The organism is Collimonas sp. OK307, assembly GCF_900113705.1.
Lineage (GTDB): Bacteria > Pseudomonadota > Gammaproteobacteria > Burkholderiales > Burkholderiaceae_D > Collimonas.
This window is the reverse complement of sequence record NZ_FOQI01000005.1, coordinates 75,892-92,121: the sequence shown is the minus strand read 5'-3', so window position 1 is coordinate 92,121 and position 16,230 is coordinate 75,892. Positions and strand designations below refer to the sequence as shown.

The following is a 16,230-nucleotide window of genomic DNA, read 5'->3' as shown; positions in this document are numbered from 1 at the left end:
TCATTTCCCTTCGATTGTGGCCGGGACGGTTTGCACCACGTAGAACTTGGCCACTCGTTCACTGCTCTCCCAGCCGATCGCCGCGCCCTGGGGCACAAAAACCGCGTCGCCAGCAGCCACCGACACCACGCTGCCGTCCGGCTCGGCAAAGCGCACGCCGCCGTCCAGGATATGCATGAACTCATTGACCGGATGCGCGCGCACGATACGGTGATAAGGCGTGGAATCCCAGGTGCCGGCCAGATACTTGATGGATTCTTCATTGAAGACATTGTCACTGCGACATTGCGGCACCGGTCCCAGCAGGATTTCCTTGGGCAACGAGTTGGCCGAAGGCTTGAAGTTGGCCTTGGCGTGCAGCGGGAACACGCCGGTTTGCGCCGCTTGCGGGCATGCGGCCGCACAGAACACCACTAGCGCCGACGAGCTGGTAGCTACCCGCAGGGCCGTGCCCGCACCGATCACCACACCGCTGCCGGGCTGTACCACCAGCGGCGCAGCGCCTGCGGTTTCCACGGTCAATTCGCCTTCGACAACGACCAGGGTTTCCACATGCGGAAACCTGACGACGTCCAGCGTACCCTCGAAACGCAGGCGACCTGCGCTCATCGCGCCGATGCCTTCCCAGGCGATTTCGCGCCAGAGCGCAAAGGGATCGTTGCCGCCCAGTCCTGCGCGGCGGAACACGGTGGAAACGGGCGCGCCTGAAGCACGATACAACACCAGCGTTGCGGTCATTTCTTCTCCTGAATGAGAGCCGGCGGCAGACTCGACAGCTTCGCCTGCGACGGCCCGGATGTGTCGCCTGCACTCTTGCGCAGGCTTGTTGTCGTCAACCAATCGTCAAACAGTCACGCCACCCACCGGCAGCAGCGGCGATTGATATTGCTGCAGCTCGGCATCGGAGCGATGGCAAAGGATCTCGCCGCCATGCTCCATGTTGCGCCGGCGCGGCGGTACCGTATTGCACACGCCGTCCACGCGCATCGTACAACGCGGCAGGAAGGCGCAGATATCGGGCGATGCCTCCACCGGCCCGATCGGCGGCAACTTGTGCTGGCCCGCGCCAGATACCTGTTCCAGCCAACCCTGCTGCATGGCCGGCACCGACGACAGCAGCAGATGCGAATACGGGTGGTAAGGCGGTGCCATCATCGCCTCGCGTGGGCGGTTGGCCACCATGCGCCCGGCATACAGCACCACGATGTCATCGCAGATGGCGCGCACCGTGCTGATGTCATGGCTGATGAACATGTAAGACACCTGCAGCTCGCGCCGCAGCTCGGCCAGCAACTCCAGGATGGCAGCGGCCACCACGGTATCCAGCGCCGAGGTCACCTCGTCGCACAGGATCAGGTCAGGCTTGGCCGCCAGCGCCCGCGCCAGGTTCACGCGTTGCTTCTGGCCACCCGAGAGCTCACTCGGCAGGCGGTCGATCACACTCGATGGCAGGCGCACTAGGTCCAGCAGCTCAGCCGTGCGACGGCGCATGGCCTCGCCCTTCAGACCGTGATAGAAGCTCAGCGGCCGGTTCAGGATGCGGCCGATGTTATGGGCTGGATTGAGCGCCGTATCGGCGTTTTGGAACACGATCTGTACCCGGCGGAACTGTTCCCGGGTGCGGCCCTCCATGGTAGGCGAGAGGTTTTCGCCATCGAGCTGGATGCTACCGCGCGCCGGCGCGATCATGCCGGCCACAGCACGTGCCAACGTGGTCTTGCCCGATCCCGATTCGCCGATGATGCCGACCGTGCTACCGCGCTGTATCGTCAGGTTGATATCGTCCAGGATCCGCACCCCCGGCAGGCCTAGGCGATCCGGGCTGCCATAGCCGGCGATCAGGCCGCTGATGCGCAGCAGCGGCACCTTGGCCTGTGTAGCCAGCGCCGGATCCGGCAATATCTCGCGCACCTGCGCCACGCGCGAAGCTGGCTCAGCGGCGGCGATCAGGCTTTGCGTATAGCTGTCGGCCGGTGTGTGCAGCACTTGGCCGGTCTGGCCGGTCTCGCGCACGGCGCCATCGCGCAGCACAATGATGCGGTCAGCCATCTGTGCCACCACCGCCAGGTCGTGCGAGACATAGACAGCCGTCGTACCCAATTCCTTAACCACGTTCTTGAAGGCACGCAGCACCTCGATCTGGGTGGTCACATCCAGCGCGGTAGTCGGCTCATCCAGGATCACCAGCTCAGGATCAGTGATCAGAGCCATGGCCGCCATCACCCGCTGCAACTGACCGCCAGAGACCTGATGCGGATAGCGCCGGCCAATATTCTCGGGGTTCGGCAAGGCCAGCGCCCGAAACAGGTCGACCGCCTTGCGCATGGCGCTGGCCTTGTCCATCACGCGGTGTTGCAGGGCGCTTTCGATGACCTGGTCCATGAGCGTGCGCGCCGGGTTGAAGGCGGCGGCTGCGCTCTGCGCGATGTAGGCGACGTGGTGACCGCGCATGGCCAGCAGCGCCTTCTCATCCATCTGGTCGATCTGGCACCGGCCGATGCGGATCCGGCCGCCAGCGATGTGGCAGCCGGCGCGCGCATATCCCAACAGCGACAGCGCAATGGTGGTCTTACCGGAACCAGATTCTCCGATCAGCGCCAGCACTTCGCCGCGCGCCACCGTGAAATTGACGTCCTTGACGATCTCCACCGAGGAGCCGTCGTCCTTGCGGGCGTTGACGCGCAGGCCGCTGACGCTCACCAGCGGCTCGCCAGGGGGCGTCCCGGGCGCCGTCGTCTTGCCGAGGAATTGGTCGAACTGCATCACAGGCTTACTCCTTGGCAGCGCGCTTGCCGCGCAGGTTATCGATCAACAGGTTCACGCCGATGGTCAGCGAGGCAATGGCCAGCGCCGGCATAATCACCGCCAGCGCGCCCTCGCCCAGTCCGGAAATGTTCTCCCGCACCAGCGAGCCCCAGTCGGCGTCGGGCGGCTGCACGCCCAGGCTCAGGAAACTCAGCCCGCTCAACAGCAGCACCACGTACACAAAGCGCAGCCCGAAGTCGGCCAGCACGGGGCGGATCATGTTGGGCAGCATCTCCATCGTCATGATGTACCACACGCCCTCGCCGCGCGCCCGCGCGGCCTGCACGTATTCCATGGCCTGCACGTTGACCGCCAGCGAGCGGGCGATCCGGTAGGCGCCCGGCATGTAGGCGATGGCGGCGGTCACCACCAGGAGCCACATGGAGGAACCAAAGGTCGCCACCATCATCAATGCGAACATCTTGCTCGGAATGGAGATCAGCGCATCGAGCGCTCGACTGATGACGGCGTCGCGCCAGCCGCCGGAGAGGGCGGCGAACAGCGCAATGGCCGTGCCGATAATGCTGGCCAGTAGTGTAGCCGCCAGCGCCAGCCCGATGGTGGCCCGGGTGCCGAAGAGGATGCGGCTCAGCATGTCGCGCCCCAGGTAATCACTGCCCAGCAAGAACTTGAGGCTCATGCCGGAAAACACATCGGCATCGACGATGGCGGTGGCGTCGTAGGGCGAGATGGTCGGGCCAATGATGGTCATGAGCAGCCAGAAGCCGACGATGCCCATGCCGATCCAGGCCATGGTGGAATGGCGGCGCGGCTTTTTGGTGGCGGCGCTGGCAGTGGCGGTCGAGGCCTCGGCGCGCGCGGGATCGTGGAGAGCTTTCATCGTGTCTTCAACCTCGGATTGGAAACAATGGCCAGCACATCGGCGGTCAGCACCAGCAGCAGGTAGCCGGCACAGAAGATCATCGAACAGGCCTGCACCAGCGGCATGTCGCGGGTGCTGACGGCATCGATCATCAGGGTGGCGATGCCGGGATAGTTGAAGATGCTCTCGACGATGATCACTCCCCCCAACAGGTAGGACAGGCTCAGCGCCACCGCATTGGCGATCGGACCGATGGCGTTAGGCAAGGCGTGGCGCAGCACGATGCGGGTGCGCCTGACGCCTTTGAGCAAGGCCATCTCGGCATAGGAGGAGCGCAACTGGTCGATCACGGCCGCGCGCGTCATGCGTGTCATCTGCGCCACGATCACACAGCAGAGCGTCATCACCGGCATCGCATAGGACTTGATAAAGGCTCCCAAGGTGGCAGCATCGGCCGAATGCGACAACGCCGACAGCCAGCGCAGCTTGACCGCGAAGATCATCACCGCGATGGTGGCGACCAGGAATTCCGGCACCGAGACCAGCGACACCGCGCTGACATTGACCACGCGATCGAAGGCCGAGCCGCGATACATGGCCGAGGCGATACCCAGCAACAGCGCCAGCGGTACCGACACCGCTGCCGTGATTGCCGCCAGCATCAGCGATGCGGGCAAGCGGCCACCGATCATCTGCGCTACCGGCACGTTATTGACCAACGATATGCCGGGGTTGCCCGAGAGCAGGTGCCCCAGCCACCGGGCATAACGCAATGGCGCCGGGAGGTCCAGCCCATACTGCAGGCGCAACGCCGCCACCGTCTCGGGCGTGGCGGCCTGGCCCAGCGCGGCTTGGGCCGCGTCGCCCGGCAACAGGTTGGTGATGAAGAACACGCCAGCCGACACCAGCAACAGCGTCAGCGCCGCCAGTGCCAGGCGGCGCAGTATCAGACGCAGGATCATTCCATTCATAGCTATCCTCGATAAGCAGGTCACGGGCCACGACGGGGTTGCCCGCCTGGCCTTTACTTCTCTTGCCGGTCCTCAGGCGTCCATCCAGACATACTCGGCACAGGTGTAGTTCATGAACGCACCCAGTGGGATCGCATCAATGCCCTTGACCTTGGTGCTGATGCCTTCGAGGTTGGTGATGAAGACCGGAATGCCGATGCCGCCCTTCTCGTGCACCAGAGTCTGCAGGTCGGCGTACATCTGCTTGCGCTTGCTGAAATCGGTCTCGCCGCGCGAGGCCACGACCAGTTGGTCGAACTGCGCGTTCTTCCAGCCTGATTCGTTCCACTGTGCATCGGACTTGAAGAACTGTGTGAACAGAATGTCGGCGCTGGGACGCGGATTGATATTGCCAAAGCCCAACGGCACCTTCATCCACTGGTTGGCCCAGTAGCCGTCGGCCGGAACCCGCTTCAGATCCAGCTTCAGGCCGATCTTCTGGGCGCTTTGCTGCATCAGCACGCCCATGTCCACCGATCCGGTCGCGGCCACCGAGGCCACGAGCGGGATGGTGCTGCCCAGCACGCCCGCCTTCTGCAGGTGGAATTTGGCCTTGTCCGGGTCGTAGGGACGCTGCGGCAGACCGGCAAAGTAGAAGCGGTTTGTCGGATCGATGGGCTGGTCGTTGGCGGTCACGGCGAAACCGCGGAAGGCGGCGGTCTTGATCTGCTCGCGATCCATCAGGTACTTCATGCCCAGCGTGAAATCCTGGCTGTTGCCAGGCGCCACGTCCTGGCGGATCACCAGGTCCGTGTAAAGACCGGACTTGGTCTCCATTACCGTGTAGCCGGCCGTGGACTTGACGCGACCGGTGGAGCGCGCATTGACGTCGTTGATCCAATGCACGTCGCCCGAGAGCAGCGCATTGACGCGTGCGGCCTCGTCGGGGATGCCAAAGAGTTCGACCTCGTCCAGGTAAGGTAGACCGGACTTCCAGTAATTCTCGTTGCGCACGGCGATGGTGCGCACGCCCGGCGTGAATTCCTTGCACTTGAATGCGCCGGTGCCGTTGGGTGTGGTGAAGTTGGTGGTGCCATCGCGGATGATGAGGAACTGGGCGGTGGCCAGGATCACCGGCAGGTCGGCGTTGGCGTTGGCCAGCTTGATCTGGACCTCATTGGGGCCGGTGGCCTTGACCGATTCGATCTGGTCGGCCAGCACCTTGACCTTGGAGGCCGTAGCAGGGTCCTTGTGGCGCATCAGTGAATAGACCACGTCGGCCGGCGTGAACGGCTTGCCGTCGTGAAACAGCACGCCCTTGCGCAACTTGACTGTCCACAGCGTGGCGTCGGTAGTCAGCATTTCCTCGGCCAGCACCATTTGCGGGCCGAGCTTGCCATCCAGCTTGGTCAGGCCGTTGTAGAACATGTGAGCGCGCGTGTAATCGGTGGAGTGCGCGGTCTTGGCCGGATCAAGGGTATCGGCGGTGGAGCTGGTCTGGGTCGCAATGCGCATCTTGCCGCCGCGCTTTGGCGGCAGCGCCATGGCGCTGCCGCTAGCGCTAAGCAGGCCCGCAGAGCCTACCGTCATAAGACTGCCAGCCAGCAGGGTGCGCATCATGTCGCGGCGGGTGAAACCGCCCTGCACGTTTTCCAGCGAATCGCCGGTAATGATGTTTCCCTCTGTGGGGTATCGTCCGTTTTCCTGCTTGCTCATGAAAAGCCTCACAATAAAAATTCAACCACGAAGACCACCGACCTGCCCCGCCCTCCTGCTCACACAGCTTGCTCCACGCGGGGGCCTGTCACCTGATGTGTCCGATCACCTGTTGCAATTTTGATACCAACTGCTGCGACGCCCGGACCACGGACTTTGCAAACGACGACCCGGCTGCCGCCGGTTGCTATAGACCAACCACGCCCGGCAGGCCGGACAGGTCGGAGATTTCGGTATAGCCGTAATACGGAGTGGACGGCTCATGGCCGCGGGCGACGAATACCTTGTTCTTGATTCCCATGTCGGAGGCTGGCATCAGATCGTAGCGCAGACTGGAGGACACGTGCAGCACGTCTTCCGGATTGCAGTTCAGGTTGTCGAGCATATATTCGAAGGCGCGCAGGCGCGGCTTGTAAGCTTGCGCCTGCTGGGCGGTAAAGACCTTGTGGAAAGGCGCACCGAGCTGTTCGACGTTGTGCATGATCTGACTGTCGTCGGCATTGGAGAAGATCACCAGTGGGATTTCCTTTGCCACCTTGGCCAGCGCGGCCGGTACGTCGGGATGCGGCCCCCAGGTCGGTACGGCCTTGTAGAAGGTGCCCAGCTCTTCGTCGGTGGTCTTGACACCCCAGCGCTCGCAGGTGCGCCGAATGGCGTTCTTGCACACCTGCTCGTAGGGCTTCCACTGGTCCAGCACTTCATCCAGGCGGTAAGCCGCAAACTGGCGCAGGAAGAATGGCATGTCGGCCTCGGAGACGCGATCGGCGTAGAGCTTCTTGGCCGTTTCCGACATCTGGAAACGGGTCAGCGTACCATAGCAATCGAAGGTGATGAATTTGGGCTTGAAAGTGCTCATTGAAAATCGTCCTATCAAAAAAGTGTTCGCTTCACCGGAATGGTCCTGCGAATAACATGGTGCTAATTCTCTTGCTTGCGGGTTCAATGCATGGGAACGATTACAACATATCGAAACTTGCGATTTACTCCTTTTTGACCGGGTCACGAAACAGAAATATGTGTTTTCGACGGCGCAATCAGCATAGCTTGCCGAGCAGTGCAACAATGCGAGCAGGGCGCACCCCTTTGGGGCGCATTCACCATGGCGATGCGGGTCGAGCCCGCTTGCGCGCAGAGTTGCCTGCTTAATTTTCTCCTCCCGACGGGCACATTGACTAATAGAAAATCTGGCATGGCATTTGTGGATGGAATACGAAATGAAATGAGCGCCGCACATAAAAGAAAAGAGAGCGCGCGCCTGTCTGCCTCATGCTATGCCGAAGCCGCCCAATTTTGTGCCGAGAACGGGGGGCAGATCGCCATAAAATTGCGAATTCGCGCCGTCGAAAACAAACGCTGCGCGGCGCCAAAGAGGCATCATCGCTAGTAACCGGCCATGCTGCACCATGGCCTCGTGAACAGGTATATATAAGGAAGCGTTCAATGCAAGCTGCAAGGACACTGCCGGCTGGCCCGGCAGGCCAGACCACACTGCGCGCCATGCGTGAGACCGACCTGCAGGCCTGCCACGGCCTGAGTCAGCATCTGAAATGGCCACACCGCCTGGCCGACTGGCAATTCCATCATGCGGTTAGTCGTGGCTGGGTAGTGGCGCTGGCGCGTACCGGGGCCGCCCCCGAGACATCGGGCAGCGGTATGCTGTGTCATTGCGGCCCCGAGCACGCCACACTGGGCCTGGTCATCATCAGCGATGCCCTGCAAGGCTACGGCCTGGGGCGTGCCATGATGCAGCAACTGCTGGCCGACGCCGGTGGGCGTAGCGTGATCCTCAATGCCACGGCGGCCGGCCGTCCTCTATATGAAAAGCTGGGCTTCCAGGTCATCGATACCCTGAGCCAACACCAGAGCGCCACGGCGCAGGTGCCGCGCACGGCATTGCCGCCAGGCAGCCGCATCCGCCCGCTGCAAGCCGGCGAAGCGCCGGCCTTGCTGACATTCGACCGTCACGCCAGCGGCATGGACCGTAGCGCCGTGCTAACGGCCCTGCTCAAGTTCGCCGAGGTAGCGGTGCTGGAACAGGATGGTCGCGTCAAGGGCGTGGCGATGCTGCGCGCGTTCGGGCGCGGCCACGTGATCGGGCCCGTGATCGCGGCCGACCTTGAGGATGCGAAAACGCTGATCAGTCACTGGGTCAACGCCTGCCCTGGCGCCTTCCTGCGCATCGACGTGCCGGGCAAGAGCGGCCTGAAACCATGGCTGCAGGACATCGGCCTTGCCTGCGTGGACGACGTGGTGACCATGTGCCGTGGTAGCGCGCCCCATGGCGATGCGCAATGGCGAATCTATTCCATCATCAACCAGGCGCTGGGCTAACGCCGGCGCAAACGACATCATGACTTTTCTCTACAAGGCCGACCTGGAACGCGGCGCCGAATGGGGCCGGCTATTCGCCCAGAAGGCGCCGGAGCTGCCCTTCCACCTGTGGCCGTATGAAGGCGATCCCGCCAGCGTGCGTTATCTGGCTGCATGGACGCCGCCCGAAGACATCGCCCGGCGTTTCCCCAACCTGGAGATCCTGTTTTCGGTGGGTGCCGGCATCGACCAGTTCGAGATGTCCGGCCTGCCGCCGGAGCTGCCGGTAGTGCGCATGACCGAGCCAGGCATCGCCGCCGGCATGGTGCAATATGTAACCCACGCAGTGCTGGGCCTGCACCGTGACAGTCGCCACTATGCCCGCCAGCAACAGCAGCAGATATGGCAAGCGCGCCGCGTGCGCCAGGCCAGCGCCTGCCGGGTCGGCGTACTGGGCCTGGGCATGCTGGGCCGGGCTGTGCTGCAGCAATTGCATGGTCTGGGCTTCCCCTGCGCCGGCTGGAGCCGATCGCCACATCAGATCGACGGCGTCGAGTGCCATAGCGGTTGCGATGGCCTGGATCATTTCTTGGCGGGCACCGATGTGCTGATCTGCCTGCTGCCGCTCACCGATGACACGCGCGGCATCCTGTGCCGCGAATTGTTCGCGCAATTGCCGCCTGGCGCGGCGCTTATCAATGTGGGACGCGGTGGCCACCTGGTCGAGGACGATCTGCTGGCAGCGCTGCAGGACGGCCAACTGAGCGCCGCCGTGCTGGACGTCTGCGATACCGAGCCGTTACCGGCCGGCCACCCATTCTGGCGCCATCCCGACATCGTCATCACACCGCATATCGCCAGCATGACACAGCCCGACGGCGCGGTCGATGCGGTGCTGGAAAACCTGCGGCGCCATCGTGCCGGCATGCCGCTTCTGGGACTGATCGACCGCCGACGAGGCTACTGAGACGGGATGAAGGGGCCGGCGAGCAAACATTCTGCCGATTCCCTGCCTGACAACGGTACATCATGCCGCCACGCCATCGCAGTTCGCGTCACAGGCACATCGGCGTGAGCTTATGCTGGATCCCATGACGCATTGCGTCTATGCACCCTAAGCATGCCGGTGATGGCGCTCCTGGTTTCATTAACCCACTTTGTCGAGTTATTCTCACCATGAAGTTAGAATCCTACTGGACCGATTCGGCGCCCGTATATGTCTCCCCGGCACGTGAATTGCCGACCCAGGTCGATGTGGCCATCGTCGGGGGAGGCTTTACGGGCCTGTCAGCCGCATTGGCCCTGGCCAAGCGCGGCGCCAGCGTGGTTGTGCTGGAAGCCGGCCCGCATGTGGCGGCCGAAGCCTCCGGGCGCAACGGCGGCCACGTCAACAACGGCCTGGCGGTGGACTATGCCGAAGTCGCGGCCAAGGTCGGCGTGGAGCGCGCCCGTGCCTGGTATCACGCTTATGACGACGCCGTCGACACGGTGGCGCAGCTGGTGGATAAGGAACAGATCGCCTGCGACTTCCTGCGCCACGGCAAACTCAAACTGGCCACCCGGCCGGGCCAGATGGTGGCCTTGCAGCGCAGCGCCGAGCGGCTTATCGCCGACGGCGTGGATCTCGACGTCGCCGTCCTGGACGCCGCGCAGGTGCGCGCCGAGGTGCAGAGCGAGCGTTTCCATGGCGGCCTGCTCTACAAACGCAGCGCGCAGATGCACATGGGCCGCTTCGCCCACGGCCTAGCGCTGGCTGCCGAGAAGCATGGCGCGGTCATCCACACCGGCACCGAAGTGCGCCGGCTGGAGCGCATCGGCGGCACCTGCGCGCATCGCGTCCATACGGTACGAGGCACGATTCTGGCCAAGCAGGTGCTGCTGGCCACCGGCGCCAGCCGTCACGGCAGCTACCGCACATTCGGCTGGTTGCGCCGCCGTATCGTGCCCATCGGCAGTTTCATCGTGGCCACTGAACCGCTAGGCGCCGAGCGTGCCACCGCACTGCTTGCGCAGCAGCGTACCTACACAACGGTGGCCAATATCCACCATTACTTCCGCATGACGCCCGACCATCGCCTGATCTTCGGCGGACGGGCCCGCTTCGCCATTTCCAGCCCGCAGTCCGATTCCGCCAGTGGCGAGATCCTGCGCGCGGGCCTGATGCAGACCTTCCCGCAACTGGGCAAGGTGCGCCTGGACTACTGCTGGGGTGGTCTGGTCGACATGACACGCGACCGCCTGCCGCAAGCAGGCGAGCGCGACGGTCTGTATTACTCGATGGGTTATAGCGGACACGGCACCCAGATGTCGGTGCACATGGGCCAATGCATGGCAGCGGTGATGACCGGCGACGCCAGCGCCAATCCCTGGCGCGAACGCGACTGGCCAGCCATCCCCGGCCACGTCGGGCCGCCATGGTTCCTGCCTCTGATCGGCATGTACTACCAGCTCAAGGACAAGCTGGCCTGAGATTATTTTTTTAGTGAATTTAATTCGAGACCCTGCCATGAAAAACAGTTTTTCCATCGCATTGATCGCCGGCGACGGCATCGGTAAGGAAGTCATGCCGGAGGGCCTGAGAGTAGTACAGGCCGCCGCGAAGCGCTTCGATATCCAGCTGGAATTGAAGGTAATCGACTGGGCCAGCTGCGACTATTACGCCACCCATGGCCAGATGATGCCGGATGATTGGAAGGATCAGCTCGCCGGCTGCGACGCCATTTACTTCGGCGCGGTAGGCTGGCCAGCCACCGTGCCTGACCATGTCTCGCTCTGGGGCTCGTTGTTGAAGTTCCGCCGCGAATTCGACCAGTTCATCAACCTGCGCCCGGTGCGCCTGTTCGAAGGCGTGCCTTGTCCGCTGGCCAATCGCAAGCCGGGCGACATCGACTACTACGTGGTGCGCGAAAACACCGAAGGCGAATACACATCACTAGGCGGCACCATGTACGCCGGCACCGAGCGCGAAATCGTGATCCAGGAATCGGTGTTCTCCCGATTCGGCGCCGACCGGGTATTGAAATATGCATTCGAGCTGGCCAACAACCGGCCGCGCAAGCACCTGACGGTGGCCACCAAGTCCAACGGCATTGCCATCAGCATGCCGTGGTGGGATGGCCGCGCCGACGCCGTGTCCGCCGGCTATCCTGAAGTGACGGTGGACAAGCAGCATATCGACATCCTGTCGGCACGCTTCGTGCTGCAACCGACGCGCTTCGATGTGGTAGTCGCCTCCAATCTGTTCGGCGACATCCTGTCCGACTTGGGACCGGCCACCACCGGCACCATCGGCTTGGCGCCCTCGGCCAACCTCAACCCGGATCGCCGCTTCCCGTCCCTGTTCGAGCCGGTGCACGGATCGGCACCTGACATCTATGGCAAGAACATTGCCAACCCCATCGCCATGATCTGGTCCGGTGCTCTCATGCTGGACTTTCTCACGACAGGCCAGGGAGCCGGCCGCGACGCCCATGACGCCATCGTCGCCGCGATCGAGGACGTTCTCAGGAGCGGCCCGCTCACGCCCGACCTTGGCGGCGACGCGTCGACCACCGAACTGGGTGAAACTATTGCCCGCCATGTCGCCAAAGGCGCAAACCACTTCTCACTTTGACATTTACTTTTGCCATGACCATCCTGGAACTGCAACATCCCCACCTGATGCCCGGCGCACAACTGATCGGTGCCGCATGGACCGAAGCCAGCGATTTCCGCCGCCTGGAGGTCAGCGATCCTGCCACTGACGAGGTGTTCGCCACGGTGCCCGATGGCAACGCCGCCGACGCGCGTGCCGCCGTCGATGCGGCTGCTGCCGCCTTCCCGGCCTGGCGTGCTACGCCGGCCAAACAGCGCGCCGGCATCCTCAAGCGCTGGAACGACCTGCTCATCGCGCACCAGGATGACCTGGGGCGGCTGATCTCACGCGAACAGGGCAAGCCGCTGGCCGAGGGCAAGGGCGAAGTCGCCTATGCCGCCAGCTATGTCGAATGGTTTGCCGAGGAAGCCACGCGCGCCAATGGCGACATTATCCCGGCCCCGGTCACCGGTCGCCGCATGATGGCGCTGAAGGAACCCGTCGGTGTGGTGGCCGCCATCACGCCGTGGAATTTCCCGGCGGCGATGATCGCACGCAAGATCGCGCCGGCGCTGGCCGCCGGCTGCACCGTGGTGTGCAAGCCGGCCGAAGACACCCCGCTGACCTCGCTGGCGCTGGTGCGCCTGGCGCAGGAGGCGGGCGTACCCGCGGGCGTCATCAACATCGTCACCGCCTCACGTGAACGCACGCCGGAGGTGGTCGATGTCTGGCTGTCGGACAGCCGCGTGCGCAAGATCAGCTTCACCGGCTCGACTGCCGTGGGCAAGCATCTGGCGCGCCACTCCGCCGACACGCTCAAGAAGCTCTCGCTGGAACTGGGCGGCAATGCGCCCTTCATCGTCTTCGACGATGCCGACCTGGACGCCGCCATCGAGGGCGTGATGGCGGCCAAGTTCCGCAATGGCGGCCAGACCTGCGTCAGCCCCAATCGCATCTATGTGCAAGAAGGCGTGCATGACGCCTTCGTCGCCAAGCTGGGTGCGCGCGTGGCCGCGCTCAAAGTCGGCCCGGCCACCGACGCATCCTCGCAGATTGGTCCGATGATCAATTCGCGCGCCATCGCCAAGATTGAACGGCATGTCCGTGATGCGGTCGAGCGCGGTGCGAAGCTCATCACCGGCGGCAAGCGCCTGCAGGGCGAGGGCTATGCCAGCAACAATTACTATGCGCCTACCGTATTGTCCAATGTCGGCCCGGACATGCTGTGCAGCGGTGAGGAAACCTTCGGACCGGTAGCACCGGTGACGCGCTTCATCACCGAAGAAGAAGTGATCGCGGCGGCAAATGCCACGCCGTTCGGACTGGCCGCGTATTTTTATTCAACCGATGTGCGCCGCGTTCACCGCGTCACCGATGCGCTGGAAAGTGGCATCGTCGGCATCAACGAAGGCGCACTGGCGGCCGAGGCCGCTCCCTTCGGCGGCGTCAAGGAATCGGGCTATGGCCGCGAAGGCTCGGTACATGGCCTGGACGATTATCTGCACACCAAGTACGTCTGCCAGGGCCAGCTCTGACGCAGTCCGACACAACACGAACGAACCGAACAGGAGCCATCATGCCAGCGCCATCGCCCTCCTCCTCATCATCCGCACCAACGCCGATGCCGGCGCTGACGCTCAGGCCCATGGAACAGGATGACCTGGGAGCCTGCCACCGGCTCTCGCTGCAGTTCAAGTGGCCGCACCGGCTGGAAGATTGGAACTTCCTGTTGCAGATGGGTCAGGGCTATTTGCTGGAAAACCAGGAGCCGGATGCCCCGCTGCGGGTGGTCGGGTCGGTCGTTTGCACCTGCTTCGGCCAGGCCCACGCGGTCATCGGCATGCTGCTGGTGCAGGCCGAATTGCAGCGACGCGGCCTGGGACGACGGCTCATGCAACATGTCATCGAGCAAGTCAACGGTCGCGGCCTGATGGTCAATGCCACCGCGGCGGGCATGCCCTTGTACAAGCAATTGGGCTTTGTGCAGGAAGATGTTCTGCATCAGTTCCAGGGGGCCTCGGCGCAACCGGTGCTGGTATCGTTGCCGCCCGGCGAGCGCGTGCGACCGATGGGCAAGAGCGATGTGCCGACCCTCCTGGCGCTGGATGCGCAGGCTACAGGCATGGATCGCAGCAAGTTGCTGGTGGCGCTGCTGGAGATGTCCGATGCAGTAGCGCTGGATCGCGATGGCGAGATGCTGGGTTTTGCGCTGGTGAGACGCTTCGGCCATGGCCGCGTGATCGGTCCGGTAGTCGCGCCCGACGCCGAGCGCGCCAAGGGATTGATCGCACACTGGATCAATACCTATTCGGATTCCTTCATCCGCATCGATGTCTTCGCCTCCTCCGGATTGCCGGACTGGTTCGACAAGCTGGGAATGACCTGCGTGGACCGCGTCACCCGCATGCGCAAGGGACCGCCGCCACAAAAGCATCCTGGCATGCAGCTGTTTTCCATCGTCAACCAGGCGCTGGGCTGACGGCGCATACGGATCTGGCTGCGGGCGCCGCAGAAAATGCTACGGTCGCCCGCAAATCGCATCAAGATGCTTTTTGGGACCAGCATCTTGCGCATATGCCGCGATCAACGAGGCATAGCATTGAGTCCATGCCGGTTGTCCCGCCCATGCGGGCGACCTTGTTCAACACCATCGTCAGCGAGTTCTCCTCTATGCAAACATCGACCCTGGCTGCCCTTGACCGCAGCCACCTGATCCATCCCGTCACCAGCTTCCGCGAGCACGAAGAGCTCGGCCCCATCATCCTCAAGTCCGGTCGCGGCGCCTACCTGACCGACCATCAGGACAAGGAATTGCTGGATGCCTTCTCGGGCCTGTGGTGCGTCAACACCGGCTACGGCCAGGAAAGCGTGATCCGCGCCGCCACCGAGCAAATGCAGCGCCTGCCCTATGCCACCGGCTATTTCCACTTCGCCTCCGAACCGGCCATCCTACTGGCCAAGAAACTGGTGGACATCAGCCCGGCTTCGCTCAAGCATGTCTATTTCACGCTGGGCGGGTCGGATGCGGTCGATGCCGCCGTCCGCTACATCACGCACTACCACAATTCCATCGGCAAGCCGAACAAGAAACATTTCATCTCTCTTCAACGCGGCTACCACGGTTCCTCGTCGGTAGGCGCCGGTCTGACGGCGCTGCCCAACTTCCATTTCAACTTCGACCTGCCGCTGCCGACCCAGCATTACATTCCCTCGCCCTATCCCTATCGCAGCGAACTGCCGGACGATGCCGCCATCATCGCCGCCTCGGTGCAGGCACTGCGCGACAAAGTGGCCGAGCTGGGCGCGGACCAGGTGGCGGCTTTCTTCTGCGAACCGGTCCAGGGTTCGGGCGGCGTGATCGTGCCACCCAGGGGCTGGTTGAAGGCCATGCAGCTGGCCTGCAACGAGCTCGACATCCTGTTCGTGGTCGACGAAGTCATCACCGGTTTCGGCCGCACCGGCCCCATGTTCGCCTGCCTGGATGAAGACGTGCAGCCGGATCTGATGACCATGGCCAAGGGGCTGACTGCCGGCTATGCGCCTATGGGTGCCGTGATGATGTCGGATCGCGTCTATCGGGGTATCGCCGATGGGGCGCCGCTGACCACCGTGGTTGGCCATGGTCAGACGTATTCAGCCCATCCGGTCAGCGCCGCCGTCGCGCTAGAGGTGCTGCGCCTGTACGAAGAAGGTGGCTTGCTGGAAAACGGCCGAGGGATGGAACCGCATTTCGCCGGTGGGCTGCGCGCCCTGCTTTCCCATCCGCTGGTGGGCGATGCCCGCAGCCGCGGCCTTCTGGGCGCGCTTGAATTGGTGACCGACAAGGGTAGCAAGGCGCGTTTCGACCCCGAGCTGAAACTGCACGATAGGATCTTCCAGGCTGCCTACAAACACGGCCTGGTGTTCCGCGCCTTTGGCGACAACATCCTCGGCTTCGCGCCGGCCCTGTGCTTTACCCAGGCCGACTTCGAACTCATGTTTGCGCGCCTGAAGGCCCTGCTCGATGAAGTACTGGAACAGCCCGAGGTACGCCAGGCCCTCAGGTAAGGCTG

13 protein-coding genes are annotated in these 16,230 nt (G+C 63.3%); 7 read left to right on the top strand and 6 right to left on the bottom strand.

The features are described from left to right. The 6 genes from BM205_RS08805 to BM205_RS08780 all read right to left on the bottom strand — a co-directional run bounded on the left by BM205_RS08805 (window position 1) and on the right by BM205_RS08780 (window position 7,150). Entirely contained in the window at window positions 1-738 is a 738-nt protein-coding gene (locus BM205_RS08805) for a cupin domain-containing protein (protein ID WP_092414130.1), read from the bottom strand. Window positions 739-843: 105 nt separating this feature from the next. Then, window positions 844-2,763 (bottom strand): ABC transporter ATP-binding protein, encoded by a 1,920-nt coding sequence (locus tag BM205_RS08800; RefSeq protein ID WP_371326474.1) that lies wholly within the window; start codon window positions 2,761-2,763, stop codon window positions 844-846. Between the two features lie 7 nt (window positions 2,764-2,770). Next, a complete protein-coding gene (locus BM205_RS08795; RefSeq protein ID WP_092414128.1) occupies window positions 2,771-3,646 on the bottom strand; it encodes an ABC transporter permease in 876 nt (291 codons plus the stop codon). After that, window positions 3,643-4,599 (bottom strand): ABC transporter permease, encoded by a 957-nt coding sequence (locus tag BM205_RS08790; protein WP_092414127.1) that lies wholly within the window; start codon window positions 4,597-4,599, stop codon window positions 3,643-3,645. Before BM205_RS08790 ends, BM205_RS08795 begins: the two co-directional genes overlap by 4 nt. A 72-nt stretch (window positions 4,600-4,671) precedes the next feature. Next, window positions 4,672-6,294 (bottom strand): ABC transporter substrate-binding protein, encoded by a 1,623-nt coding sequence (locus BM205_RS08785; RefSeq protein WP_092414126.1) that lies wholly within the window; start codon window positions 6,292-6,294, stop codon window positions 4,672-4,674. Window positions 6,295-6,481: 187 nt separating this feature from the next. Next, window positions 6,482-7,150, bottom strand: coding sequence for a haloacid dehalogenase type II (locus BM205_RS08780; RefSeq protein WP_092414125.1), 669 nt, complete (start codon window positions 7,148-7,150; stop codon window positions 6,482-6,484). Between the two features lie 584 nt (window positions 7,151-7,734). Between BM205_RS08780 and BM205_RS08775 the strand changes: the two genes are divergently transcribed. The 7 genes from BM205_RS08775 (at window position 7,735) to BM205_RS08745 (ending at window position 16,225) form a co-directional block, all read left to right on the top strand. Beyond that, window positions 7,735-8,625, top strand: coding sequence for a GNAT family N-acetyltransferase (locus BM205_RS08775; RefSeq protein WP_092414124.1), 891 nt, complete (start codon window positions 7,735-7,737; stop codon window positions 8,623-8,625). A gap of 19 nt (window positions 8,626-8,644) precedes the next feature. Further along, complete coding sequence (locus tag BM205_RS08770) at window positions 8,645-9,571, top strand: 2-hydroxyacid dehydrogenase (protein ID WP_092414123.1); 927 nt, start codon at window positions 8,645-8,647, stop codon at window positions 9,569-9,571. A gap of 209 nt (window positions 9,572-9,780) precedes the next feature. Next, window positions 9,781-11,073, top strand: coding sequence for an NAD(P)/FAD-dependent oxidoreductase (locus BM205_RS08765; RefSeq protein ID WP_092414122.1), 1,293 nt, complete (start codon window positions 9,781-9,783; stop codon window positions 11,071-11,073). A gap of 37 nt (window positions 11,074-11,110) precedes the next feature. Further along, entirely contained in the window at window positions 11,111-12,217 is a 1,107-nt protein-coding gene (locus BM205_RS08760) for a tartrate dehydrogenase (protein WP_092414121.1), read from the top strand. A 14-nt stretch (window positions 12,218-12,231) separates the two neighbouring features. Further along, complete coding sequence (locus BM205_RS08755) at window positions 12,232-13,713, top strand: NAD-dependent succinate-semialdehyde dehydrogenase (protein WP_092414120.1); 1,482 nt, start codon at window positions 12,232-12,234, stop codon at window positions 13,711-13,713. 41 nt (window positions 13,714-13,754) lie between these two features. Next, on the top strand, window positions 13,755-14,657 hold the full coding sequence (locus tag BM205_RS08750) for a GNAT family N-acetyltransferase (RefSeq protein WP_092414119.1): 903 nt from the start codon (window positions 13,755-13,757) through the stop codon (window positions 14,655-14,657). 191 nt (window positions 14,658-14,848) lie between these two features. Further along, window positions 14,849-16,225 (top strand): aspartate aminotransferase family protein, encoded by a 1,377-nt coding sequence (locus BM205_RS08745; protein WP_092414278.1) that lies wholly within the window; start codon window positions 14,849-14,851, stop codon window positions 16,223-16,225. Window positions 16,226-16,230 lie beyond the last annotated feature (5 nt).